9 protein-coding genes are annotated in these 12,332 nt (G+C 45.5%); 8 read left to right on the top strand and 1 reads right to left on the bottom strand.

Annotated elements, in window-relative coordinates:
- The first annotated feature begins 27 nt into the window (after positions 1-27).
- The 6 genes from gspN to AAEY72_RS04470 all read left to right on the top strand — a co-directional run bounded on the left by gspN (position 28) and on the right by AAEY72_RS04470 (position 8,381).
- On the top strand, positions 28-843 hold the full coding sequence (gspN, locus tag AAEY72_RS04445; RefSeq protein ID WP_352309581.1) for a type II secretion system protein N: 816 nt from the start codon (positions 28-30) through the stop codon (positions 841-843).
- A complete protein-coding gene (locus AAEY72_RS04450) occupies positions 844-1,734 on the top strand; it encodes a type II secretion system protein N (RefSeq protein WP_189579882.1) in 891 nt (296 codons plus the stop codon).
- 140 nt (positions 1,735-1,874) lie between these two features.
- Positions 1,875-4,121, top strand: a complete 2,247-nt coding sequence (gspD, locus tag AAEY72_RS04455; RefSeq protein WP_210540347.1) for a type II secretion system secretin GspD — start codon at positions 1,875-1,877, stop codon at positions 4,119-4,121.
- 446 nt (positions 4,122-4,567) lie between these two features.
- Entirely contained in the window at positions 4,568-5,593 is a 1,026-nt protein-coding gene (locus AAEY72_RS04460; RefSeq protein ID WP_352309582.1) for a TatD family hydrolase, read from the top strand.
- Between the two features lie 88 nt (positions 5,594-5,681).
- Positions 5,682-6,551, top strand: coding sequence for a tRNA threonylcarbamoyladenosine dehydratase (locus tag AAEY72_RS04465; protein WP_352309584.1), 870 nt, complete (start codon positions 5,682-5,684; stop codon positions 6,549-6,551).
- Between the two features lie 21 nt (positions 6,552-6,572).
- The gene (locus AAEY72_RS04470) at positions 6,573-8,381 is read left to right on the top strand and encodes a GAF domain-containing hybrid sensor histidine kinase/response regulator (RefSeq protein WP_352309585.1); all 1,809 of its coding nucleotides are present in this window, start codon (positions 6,573-6,575) and stop codon (positions 8,379-8,381) included.
- Between the two features lie 303 nt (positions 8,382-8,684).
- Here the strand turns inward: AAEY72_RS04470 and efp are convergent, their stop codons facing one another.
- Positions 8,685-9,257, bottom strand: coding sequence for an elongation factor P (efp, locus tag AAEY72_RS04475; protein WP_189579898.1), 573 nt, complete (start codon positions 9,255-9,257; stop codon positions 8,685-8,687).
- A gap of 165 nt (positions 9,258-9,422) precedes the next feature.
- Between efp and epmB the strand changes: the two genes are divergently transcribed.
- Together epmB and AAEY72_RS04485 are read left to right on the top strand one after the other, a co-directional pair.
- Positions 9,423-10,430 (top strand): EF-P beta-lysylation protein EpmB, encoded by a 1,008-nt coding sequence (gene epmB, locus AAEY72_RS04480; protein WP_352309586.1) that lies wholly within the window; start codon positions 9,423-9,425, stop codon positions 10,428-10,430.
- Between the two features lie 153 nt (positions 10,431-10,583).
- Positions 10,584-12,278, top strand: coding sequence for a cyclic-di-GMP receptor FimW-related protein (locus tag AAEY72_RS04485; RefSeq protein ID WP_352309587.1), 1,695 nt, complete (start codon positions 10,584-10,586; stop codon positions 12,276-12,278).
- Positions 12,279-12,332: the final 54 nt, after the last annotated feature.

The raw sequence follows: 12,332 nt of genomic DNA on the forward strand, positions 1-12,332 counted from the left end.
TTTACCTTATATAAGAGTTGTGTAACCGTGGCCCAAGTCTCTGCGTCGTCTCATAAGCGTCCCCGTAAGCTGTGGTGGCTATTTGGGTTTATATTATTTGCGCTATTTGCCTTATTGCAAATGCCTGCATCGTGGCTACTTGAAAAATATGCACCTAATAATCCTTATGTGCAGCACGTGTCGGGCAACTTATGGCAAGGCTCAGCGATTTGGCAGCTGCCTTTGTCAGAAACGCCATTGACAGGTGCGGCGAATTGGTCGTGGCAGCCGTGGCAATTATTTTTGGGTAAGTTGGGTGCAGAAGTCGATATCACGACAGAGCAGACCAGATTAAACGGTCAAATAAAGCTGGGCACCAGCGCATGGCAGATTGATGATATGAGCGGCAAGATTGCGCCGGAAACATTGGCCAGTGTGGTCGATTGGCAGCTGCCCAACACACCGATTCAAGTCAATGCGGTATCGTTAAAACGGCAGACCGGTTCGGATAGTGATTCCAATAAAAAGTCCTCTGGTTTCAGTGAGGCCGATGGTCAGTTGACTTGGGTCGGCGGTGAAGTAGGTTATCCGAGTGGTGGTAAGGTTTTTTATATCACTATGCCAGCGATGCGTGCCGAGCTTAGTACGGAACAAAAAAATGATAAAAATCTGCTGCACGTTAATTTATTAAATAATCAAGATAAGCGCTTAGGGGATCTGTATGTCGATGGCGATAATATGCTAGATGTTAGCTTGACCCAGCGTTTATTAGAAAATATGCCTGAATACAAAGGACAAGCCCCGCAAGATACTCCCGTTGTCAGTGTGCGCCAGCCATTGTTAGCCGGTTTGGGGACGCGCTAGATGTCTACTGCTACCTTAAAACCCATCATCAATGTGCTCAATCGCTGCGCTGGTTGGCTGCTACTATTAGCAATTGCTTGGCTGTGCTGGACGGCGGCACGGCTATTGTGGTTGTTGCTAGCTGCGCCTTTGGCACCAGCTTTACCGCTAGCTCCTCTACAAAACGCTAATACATCTGGCGATGATTACAGTGGTCTGTTTGCCATTTTTGCTGACCCCGATCCTGTCGCTGCGGCGGTACAGCCACCCCCTAATATTGGCTTAAAAGGGGTTTTGCTAGCCGTGCCAGAGAGCATGTCGTCCGCATTATTAGACGTCAATGGCGAGGTCAAAAACTATCGCATCGGTGACAGTCTAAAAGACAGTGACTATACTCTGATCGCTGTCGACTGGAATGCCGTCATCATCGCCGATGCCCGTGATCAGCAAACGGTCATTAGAATGGCAGAGGCGATGGCACTCGACCAAAGCGATATGCTAGCAGGTGCCGTGAGCAATCAGCGTTTGCCAAACAGTAACGCATTGCCCAGTGCCCCAATGCCAGCACAAGACAATACTGAGTCCACAGCAGAGACGACTCCTGAGAGCAGCCCGCAATCTGCTATTGATGAGGCCATCACGTCACTGAAAGAAAATCCAGCCAGTTATCTGAGCAGGATGGGTGTCATGGCATCAGGCGAAAACTATCAGGTAACGGCGGCGATGCCTTCAAAACTACGCAATCGTCTAGGACTAGAGCCGGGTGATCAGGTCTTGACCGTTAATGGTCAAAGTGTGGGCAATAATCCTAGCCAAGATGCTGGTATCCTGCAACAAGTACAGCAAGCAGGCGAAGCACAAATAGAAGTCAAACGTGGCGAGCAAGTGATTACGATTCGCCAGCAATTTTAGGCATGCAATGTTTTAGTAAGCTCTTTCTTATTAGGCCGTTTTAAGTAAATAATGACCATCTGGTTGGGGCTATGGTAGCAACACGCCAGCTGACAATATTCAGTACATACTAAGCGACATCACTGTAGGTAATTATCAATATGGTACGTTCTCATAAATTTTCAGTCACGCCTTTGCACCATACCTTACAGCGCTTGATGCGCCTATGCCGTCCTCTTTGCCTAGCCATACCGCTATGGGCGGCCAGTACAGGTCTTGTTAGTGCCGAGAGTTGGAAAGTCAACTTGCAAGATGCCGATATCAAAGCCTTTATCAACGAAGTGGCGACCATTACCGATCAAAACTTTGTTCTTGATCCACGTATCAATGGTAATGTGACGGTCATCTCCAATAAGGCTTTGTCTCGCGATGAGATTTATCAGCTGTTTTTGAGTGTGATGCAAGTCAATGGTATTGCCGCGATTGACTCAGGTACAACTGTTAAACTGGTGCCGGATAATGTCGCCAAACAGTCTGGTGTGGCCGTCGATTTGCGCGGTGATAGTGTCGGTGAAGCACTGGCAACTCGTGTCATTTATTTAACCAATACTCAAGCGGCAGAGGTGTTGGGAGTCATACGACCACTCATGCCACAGTCTGCCCATGCTGCTGCTGTGCCTGGTGTTAATGCGCTAGTATTGTCGGATCGCGCGGATAGCTTGAATCAATTAACCGCGCTCATCCGTGATTTGGACAGCAACGTTAATGACAGTTTGCAAGTGATACCGCTACGACATGTCGATGCAGAGCGCATGATGGAGTTGATCAGTGCTTTGGTGGCGAGTGCCGGTAGTGGGCAAGCACAAGGGGGCAATAATCAGCTTAAAGTCATTGCCGATACGTCCAGTGATAGGCTGCTGGTCAAAGGCAGCCCTGAGATGATCGCCAAAGTCCAAGAAATGGTCAATCAGTTGGATACCACGCCTACAAGACGCCTGAGTGGTTTGCGGGTTTTTCGATTGAAGTATGCCAGTGCTGGTCATATTGCAGATATGCTACGTGGCTTGCTAGCCAATCAATCTATCAATAGCGCTGGCGCGACCTCGACATTAGAGGCCGCCTCGCTAAATGATGCAAGTACGACAGGTGCATCGATTAATGGTGCAGCCAGTGATAGCATTGGTAATAGCAGTACAGCAGTAGTGCCTGCTAGCAGCGCAAGTGGAACAAGTACGGGGGTGGGCGGTCGGCCGTTCAGTATCATCGCTGATGAAACGCAAAATGCAGTGATCGTCAATGCCGCACCCGAGCTGATGTTTGAGATTGAAGACGCGGTCAGCCAATTAGACAGTCGCCGTGCACAAGTATTGATTCAAGCCGCTATTGTCGAAGTATCGGGCGATGATGCGACCCAGCTGGGTGTGCAGTGGGCGCTGGGTAATGCCAACAGTGGTTATGGGGTAGTGAACTTTAACAATGTTGGTGCTAGTGCGACAACCCTTGCGGCTGCCGCCTTAGCAGGTACTGGTACGGCAGGTATCAGCGCTGCTGCCAGCTCTATCGCTGGTGCTTTGATAGGGATTGGAGACAGTCGAAAAGACAGTCAGGGTAATACTGAGTTTTATGGTGCCATCTTACAAGCACTGGATTCTTCCACCAGTGCCAATCTACTGTCTATGCCATCGATTTTGACATTGGACAATGAGAAGGCGAGTATTTTGGTTGGTCAAAACGTGCCTTTTGTGACAGGCTCTTTTACCACCAGTGGCAACAATTCAAACAATCCATTTCAAACGATTGATCGCCAAGATATTGGTATTAATCTCAATGTTATTCCGCATATTGGTGATAATGGCACAGTACGCTTGGAGGTATCGCAAGAAGTATCGTCAGTCGTGCCAGGTAGTACGGGTAATGCCAGTGGTTTGATTACCAATAAGAGCCTTATCAACACGACTATTCTAGCCGACGATCAACAGACCATCGCTCTAGGCGGTTTGATGCGCGATAACACCACGACGCGCCAACAAAAAGTGCCTGGTTTGGGTAATGTGCCCTTTATCGGTCGATTGTTCCGTTCTGACAATGACAACACGCAAAAAAGCAACTTAATCATCTTTCTACAGCCGACTATCCTACGCGATGGCGGTGCAGTGGCGAGTGTGACTGAACGCAAGTTTAACCAAATGCGTGTTCTACAGCTGGTCATTGACAAAAACGGGACGATTAAGCAATTGCCCCTAAGTGGGACAGAAGGCTGGGATGGCAATGTCGATGCAGATTACGAATTGATGCCACTCAATCCGCTCGTGCCGAGGCGCAATCAAGCACCAAAAGCTACGTCACAAGGTTTTACTAAAGTAGATAGTCCAAGTAGTGGTATCACGACCTACCCTCTCAAGCGTTAAACGCAAGCTCAATCAAGCTATCGTATCGTGCGGTTTTATTGAAAATATGACACCGTACATAAGCTTGCGTATTCATAACACAGATAAACACAGCCATTACTATATCCCAGTATACTAAGTAATTTAGATATACCGAATATTGATAAGATAATGTTTTAGTGCACTCTAAAAAACAAACAAGCTGTAAAGGGGTGGAGGTGATGGCGCATCGTATTAGCAAAAAAAAATGGCTTATGTTAAGCGCAGTTGGTACGGCTTTATTACTAATACCGCGTCGTAGCAGCCGCCAAACAGGTAAAAATCGACAATCAGACAGTCACCCACAAAGCGAGATGAAAAAACAAAACGCATCATGATCATTCAGATGCTAAATGTGGACCTTTCTCATGGTGATTTAGCCTATTATGAATATTTTTACGAACAATGATTAAGTTTGGAACCTGTTAATGACTGCTCTTGACTCACCATATATCGCGCCGCATTCATCGTCTGCTTTGCCACTGATTGACACGCATACACATTTTGACGCACCAGTATTTGATAATGATAGAGCGGTACAAGTAGAAAAAGCGTGTGAGCAAGGGGTGCGCCATCTTATGTTGGTGGGTTATTTATATGAGCATTTCGATCGTCTGTATGAGACTAAACGCCTAATTAATGAAGATTTTCAATCGATTACAGCGCAAGCAGCTATAGTGCAATCATCGATAATTAAGGCTGGCAACCAGCATAACTCGTCTCTAGATGCTCATATTGCGCTGGGTTTGCATCCTTTTTATGTCAAGCAGCATACAGAAGCACATCTGGATAATATGGCAAAGATGCTCGCTGACGAACGCCCATTAGCAATCGGTGAGATTGGCTTAGATACTTTTACAGATGAGATGAAACAGCCTGATGTTCTAGCCAAGCAAGAGTATTTTTTTAAGGCACAATTGGATATGGCCGTGACCCATCAGCTACCGGTGATGCTGCATATCCGTAAAGCCCATGCTGAAGCGTTAGCCATATTGAAAGCACATGATTATAATGCGCATAATTTGGGCGGGGTCGCGCATAGTTTTAGTGGTGGTGAGCAAGAGGCAAAAGCCTTTGTAAAACTAGGATTTAAGCTCGGCGTTACTGGACAAGTCACCAATCCAAATGCTAAAAAACTGCGTCGCGCGATTCAAGCAGCCGTTGATAGTTATGGTCTTGAGTGCTTGGTGATTGAGACTGACTGTCCGGATATGACACCCATTATGTGTCAGCATTCAAACAATAGCCAGTCAGCGCTTGGGCAAAATTCAGACAATGAAGGGGATGGTACTTCCGCTCATAATATAAACGTTCCCGCCAATTTGCCATGGGTGCTGCTTAGTCTGAGTGAGTTACTCGATGTACCGTCAGATCGCCTTGCCGAGCAACTATGGCAAAACAGTTGCGATGCCCTACGTACTGACTGGCATTATCCTATACTGTCAAAAGGGTAATGGCTACTAACAGTAAAAATTAACGTGATAGAGAATAAAATAAAAGCAATTTAAGTTATAACCTACTAAAAAGAGTGTTTAATCTGTTATGAGTGAAGCACAACTATTTGACCAGTCGCTTGTAGAGCCTAATACCATTGAGCGTGCTGTCGTTCATGATGACAGCGATAGAGCCAGCGAGCAATATGAGCGGCGTTTCCAAGGAACCCAAACTCTCTATGGTCGCTCAGCCGTTGATACTTTTGCGGCAGCGCATGTGTATGTGATTGGCGTCGGAGGGGTCGGTTCTTGGGCAGCAGAGGCATTGGCTCGTACCGCAGTTGGCACTATTACTCTGATTGATTTGGATGTATTGGTGGCTTCTAATGTCAATCGGCAATTGCCAGCGTTAGACAGTACCTTTGGGCAAAGTAAAATTGCGGCGATGGGGCAACGGCTTGGTGAGATTAACCCCAAGGTCACCGTCAACTTAATTGATGATTTCCTGACAGTCGATAATGTTGCCGCACTCCTGCCGAGCCGTGAAGAAGCGAAGGCTGCAATTGCTCAAGGTCATCCTATTGTCATTCTAGATTGTGTCGATGATATGCAGGCCAAACTTGCTATCGCCCTACATTGTCGTTTCAATAAATTAAAATTGGTCTGTGCAGGCGGTGCGGGTGGTAAGATAGACCCTAGTAAAATTACGGTAAGTGATTTGCGCGATAGCTATCAAGATCCACTACTGGCCAAGCTTCGCAATAAATTGCGTCACGAAAAAGGCATTAATAGCGCTCTAAAAGAAAAGTTCGGCATCAAATGTGTCTATTCTACAGAACCACCACGTGTTGACAAAAGCTGTCAAACGGGCGGTTTACATTGCGGTGGTTATGGCTCAGCAGTAGTGGTGACATCGGTCGTGGCAATGCTGATGGTGAGTGAAGCATTACAATTATTGATAAAGCAGACGAGCGTCTGATTTTAATGAATGGAGTCCATTTTGACTATACCCAAATGCAGCTACCCAGTCGCAGCAGATGAAGTAGATCGTATTAGCAAGCTCAAAAAATATCAGGTGCTCAACAATAATGAGGAGCCTGCTTTTTCTCGTCTGACTGAACTTGCTAAGTTGTTTTTTAACATGCCAGTTGTCACTATTACCTTTATGGATGAGGAGACTCAGTATCTAAAATCTGTACATGGGCTTGTTGATATATGTACGACGGCGCGTGAAGTGGCTATCTGTAACTATACCTTGCTGTCGGATGGAGTGTTTGTGGTCGCAGATTTGTCAAAAGACAGTCGCTTTGATCAAAACCCATTGGTGACAGAATCTACGCATTTACGATTTTATGCGGGTGCGCCCATTATCATGCATGAAGACAATAAGACGTATCGTCTAGGCTCTTTTTGTCTGATGGATACAGAGCCTTATTATGGCTTTGATGCTAAGCAAGAAAAATTATTGGCCCAGTTCGCGATGATGGCTGCCGATGCTTTACAACTACAAGATAAACAACGTGTCGCCAAGCATGCTAATGAGATGAAATCGGATTTTTTGGCCAACATGAGCCATGAAATACGGACACCGATGAATGGCATTATCGGCATGGTAGAGATGCTTAGCGAGACCAAGCTCAGCCAAGAACAACAAGAATACGTGGACAATATAAAAGTCTCAAATGAGCATTTGCTAGCGATTATCAATGGTATTTTGGATTTATCGAAAGTTGAGTCTGGCAAAATGACCATTGATGCCATCCCGATGAACTTGTCCACCTTATGTAATGAAGTAGTCAGTCTCTTTGCTATCAAAGCCCGACAGCGCGGCTTGATTTTAGACTACCATTATATGGAATCGCTATCGCCTTATGTGCAAGGGGATCCGGTACGTCTCAAACAAATCATGGTCAACCTTGTCAATAATGCCATCAAATTCACCCGTGAAGGTGGGCGAGTGAGTATCGATGTTAAGCACGTGCCCAATTGTTGCTATATCAATGACAAGTCTAAAAATGCCAAGTCTAGAAATGATGAATCTGATGATGTTTTGACTGATGAGACCATTAGTGGTGACAGTATCATTGAAGAGAGCACTAGCCAAGAAAACATGACCTTATATATTCAGGTCACCGATACAGGCGTCGGTATCAAGCCTGAATCAGTTGACGCGATATTTGATGCTTACAATCAAGCCGATAAATCGACCCATCGTCTGTATGGTGGTACAGGTCTTGGACTGTCTGTGTGTAAATCTCTGGTGGATCTAATGGGTGGGTGCATTAATGTAGATAGTGTGGTCGGTGTCGGGACTACCTTCACGGTATTGTTGCCGCTACCTACTATCGGTGAGGAGCAGTACGAGAGCTGGCAAGATTCAAACGACTTTACTATGATAGTGCCCACTCAGGAGCGTTCTGGTCATATATTGTTAGTTGAAGATGACAGTGTCAACGCGACGATAGCCAAAAAAGCTCTGAATAATAGTGGTCATACGGTCACGCATGTCACCGATGGGCAGCAAGCGATTGAGACTTTTGCGTTGTACCCTGAGCGTTATGACCTCATTTTGATGGACCATCATATGCCGATTATGGATGGCGTACAGGCGACTATTAAGTTACACGAACTTTATGATCCTCAAGTACTGCCACCGATTATCGCTTTGACTGCTAATGCAATGGATGGCGAGCGCGAAAAATATCTCAATGTGGGCATGCAGGATTATTGCACCAAGCCCTTTAAACAAGAGCAGCTAAACGCCTTGGTACAATATTGGCTGATGCATAAGCAATCGTCAGCTGATTAAGAGAGTAAGGCAGACTTAATTTGCCAAGATATAGTCAGAGCTCTTTTAAACCGCTACGGTGTTACCCATCCTAGATGTACGCAGTGTACTATTTGCGGTTGGGCGCCTTGTAGCGATTCTAAAATTCCTTGACTATAGATCTACTAAATCTCACAAATGCATTCTTTATTGTGCTGATTGTCAAAACCGTTTTAGTGCTTGTGTATGATATTTTTTCGATGACTTTCTGACAAGTAATAAAAAAGCTTAACCATTTAATAATGGTTAAGCTTTTTTTATGCGTTACTAAATCAAGTCGAGCGATTAGTTGACGCGAGTTTGGTAGTCACCAGTACGGGTATCGACACGGACGACTTCACCTTGCTGAACAAACAATGGTACACGCACAACCGCGCCTGTCTCTAACTTAGCAGGTTTGCCACCACCACCTGAAGTATCACCACGTACACCAGGATCTGTCTCCGTGATTTGTAATTCAACGAAGTTGGGCGGCGTTATAGACAACGGACTTCCATTAAATAGAGTGATGGTACATACGGCATTGCTATTTTCTTTTAGCCATTGTACTGAGTCGCCCATTGCTGTTTTGTCAGCTTGGATCTGCTCAAAGCTTTCAGGATGCATAAAATGCCAAAACTCGCCATCGTTGTATAGATAGTTCATTTCAGTGTCCATGACATCAGCCGCCTCTAAGCTATCACCTGACTTGAAAGTTTGCTCCAATACTTTACCACTACGAAGATTGCGCAACTTGACACGGTTAAAGGCTTGACCTTTACCAGGTTTGACAAACTCGTTTTCAAGAATGGCACAAGGATTGCCATCGAGCATGACTTTTAGACCGGCTTTAAATTCATTAGTAGAAAAACTTGCCACAAGAAACTCCTAAAGGTTGCGAATATATGATCAGTATTTGGGTGTGGAGATAACTGTGCTAAGCGCTGTCGTCACGCCAACTATTCATGGATGACTGGTATGCTTTGATAGGGTACTCACTAAGGGCGTATAATGACGCCTTTTAGGCACAGGTACTAGGTTGTCATGATAAACCATTTAATCACACAAAAAAACTGGCAAACGCAATTATCCGAAGGCATTACCAGCATTGATGAGCTGCTTAGTATCCTAAAACTGGAATCCTTGCGTGCTGACGTTTATGTGCCTGAGCATTTTGAGCTAAGAGTGCCGCGTGCTTTTGTCGCAAAAATGACCGTTGGCGATAGCCATGATCCTTTATTAAAGCAAGTGCTACCCGACCAACAAGAGCAAGTCACAGTGACTGGCTACGTGGCAGATCCTTTAGCCGAAAACGACCATAACCCGACCAAAGGCTTATTGCATAAATATCAATCCAGAGTGCTGTTAACGATTACAGGTGCTTGCGCGATTCATTGTCGTTACTGCTTCCGTCAGCATTTTGACTACAGTGCCAATATGCCTACTGCCGATGCCAAACAAAGCATCATCGACTATATCACTGCGCATCCTGAGATCAATGAGGTGATCTTGAGTGGCGGCGATCCTTTAAACGTGACCAATAGACGGTTATTTGCTTGGTTAGATACCTTGGAAGCCATCCCACAACTGACCACCATACGGCTACATACTCGTTTGCCAATAGTGATTCCAGCACGTTTGGATGCGCCATTATTAGAGAGGCTGGCACAAAGTCGCTGTCATATCGTCATGGTCGTTCATTGTAATCATGCTAATGAGATTGATGTGCTCACAGCAGAGTATTTGCAGCGGGCGCGAGCAGCTGGCATGACTTTATTAAATCAGGCCGTACTTCTAAAAGGTATTAATGACAGCGTTGCTGCTCAAATCGCTTTAAGCCAACGCTTATTTGCCGCTGGCGTATTGCCTTATTATCTGCACGTGTTGGATAAAGTGGCAGGAGCTGCACATTTCGATAGCGACGAGCGGTCAGCAGTCGCGCTTTATTGGTCATTATTGGCAGCATTACCCGGTTATCTGGTACCTAAGCTGGTCAGGGAGTTGCCAGATAGACCGTTTAAGGTGCCGATTGACATTTACAATGGGGCTTAAAAGTTGCATGATGATGAGGCAATATTATTTATGGACAAATAATGACCAATAAGTGCATAAGCAGCTGTTATTACGACCTTCTATCGATAGCTAACGCTTACCCGCTTGCTAATAGTTTGTGCAGCTATCACTGCGTAATGACTAAGGATAGTAATGATAACTTTATCGGATTTTCAAGAGCATCTGGCTTCGACAGAGCCGTTACGGCCTGCTTCTAGCCACTCGACCAACGGTCAAGAGCAGCATTTGCGCAAGTGGGTGGCACTTTTGCCATCGCAAACAGAAGCGCAGCAAGCGGAGCAATTGGAAAAAGTACTCACAGAGTTGAGAGTGGCTGACGTAGATGATCAGCAGCGTTTCAAATTAATTCGTATCGTCCTTGATGCTGCCGATCGGCTGATTGCTGCTTTACGTCAGTCTTACGTCCATGAGACAGGAGCGCTGAGTGATGCTCAGTTGGACTGTGTTGCTCAAGTAAAATCTTTATATTATCTTGTTATTTTGGTCTGCGACGGTGTGATACGCCGCGAAATATCGTTGTTAGACAGTCAAAAAACGCCGGCAAGTAGCGGCTGGCAGCGCCGTTTTACGGGCGAAAAATCTGCGCCAATGACGTTAGCTATCGTTATTTACCAGACGATGTTAACGTACCAAAAACTATTGATGGAAGAGGCTATTTGTTATCAAAAGCCACCGTCATATGTCTGGGCTGCACTCAATCGATTGTATTATCTTGCCTGTCAGCGCCATGCTGCAACGCTTGACTTAAGTGCTTATGTCGCTACCAACCGCGCGGACAGTATACATCGATTGTATTATCAAATATGTTTGCACAGCTTGCTCAATGTGCGCGGATTGCGTCGTTCTAATATCTTGCTGGTCCATCGCTTATTACCGGAGTGGGCTGAACCAATCGTTGCGACCATAGAGCCGCAAACTGAGACACGCGTCTTTGTCAATTTGCATAGTGAGAATCCACCTACTTATTTGACCGCCCACTCTAGCATCAATCCCTATGAGAGCCAGTACGACTGTCTCTTCATTGAGCTGGCATCAGTGATCGAGCATCTAAAATCACGCCAGCAAACATTAATCAATGAGGGTAGCGAAGGCGCTGAGTGCTGTTTGCTGAATAAGATAGCAATGGCGATAACCTATCGCTATATGCAGCCGCAATTAACCGTACCGAATAAGTATAGCGCTAAGCAAGATGCCACAATGGTGATTGGATTTAACGATATTCATTATCATGCTAGTCATGCGCAAGGATTGATAAGCTTGATCGGCACCAAAGAGCTGCCGGATGGGGAGCGACCTCGCTATGACACCGTACCAAAAAAACCCGTGAACAGTAACTTATCAATCGTTGAAACTTTTGACAGTAAAAAGGTCATTTCGCCTTTTCGCACGTTGCAGCTGATGGTAAATCCTGTTGATGTTGATGTTCGTCCTACCATTACCGCTCCGCCACCGTTACAAATAATGAGTCTCTCTTTATTATGCCGTTCTGAGACGACGACCGCTGACTGGTCGATTGGGGTTGTACGCTGGCTCAATCTTGATACTCATAATCCAGAGGTAGAGTGGCAAGTCCTTGGTCACAAGTTAATCACTTGCGGGCTGCGTCTAGAGGATAGGAAGTCACGCAGTCAGCATTTTGTGCCAGCCTTCATTCTCGCTGGCGATGATCAGCTACAGACGACTTGCAGCCTAATAGTGCCGACCTTTCACTTTCAGACCAATGATAGAGTGATCATGCGCTTGCATAATAAACAGAAATTGTTACGTTTATTACATCCCTTATTGGTGACCGATGAGTTTAGCCAGTATGAAGTGGTACAACTGTAGTTTACGCAAGTATTTATTTGGATAGTGATATAGTCAATCCTATATAAATCGGCT

Origin of the sequence: Psychrobacter sp. W2-37-MNA-CIBAN-0211 (assembly GCF_040309405.1) — a bacterium.
GTDB classification, from domain to species: Bacteria; Pseudomonadota; Gammaproteobacteria; order Pseudomonadales; family Moraxellaceae; genus Psychrobacter; species Psychrobacter glaciei.

Bases quoted from the DNA above. Each gene is read 5' to 3' on its own strand.
- AAEY72_RS04485 (WP_352309587.1), top strand. From the start codon at position 10,584: ATGATAACTTTATCGGATTTTCAAGAGCATCTGGCTTCGACAGAGCCG.
- AAEY72_RS04460 (WP_352309582.1), top strand. From the start codon at position 4,568: ATGACTGCTCTTGACTCACCATATATCGCGCCGCATTCATCGTCTGCT.
- AAEY72_RS04450 (WP_189579882.1), top strand. From the start codon at position 844: ATGTCTACTGCTACCTTAAAACCCATCATCAATGTGCTCAATCGCTGC.
- AAEY72_RS04465 (WP_352309584.1), top strand. From the start codon at position 5,682: ATGAGTGAAGCACAACTATTTGACCAGTCGCTTGTAGAGCCTAATACC.
- epmB (WP_352309586.1), top strand. From the start codon at position 9,423: ATGATAAACCATTTAATCACACAAAAAAACTGGCAAACGCAATTATCC.
- gspD (WP_210540347.1), top strand. From the start codon at position 1,875: ATGGTACGTTCTCATAAATTTTCAGTCACGCCTTTGCACCATACCTTA.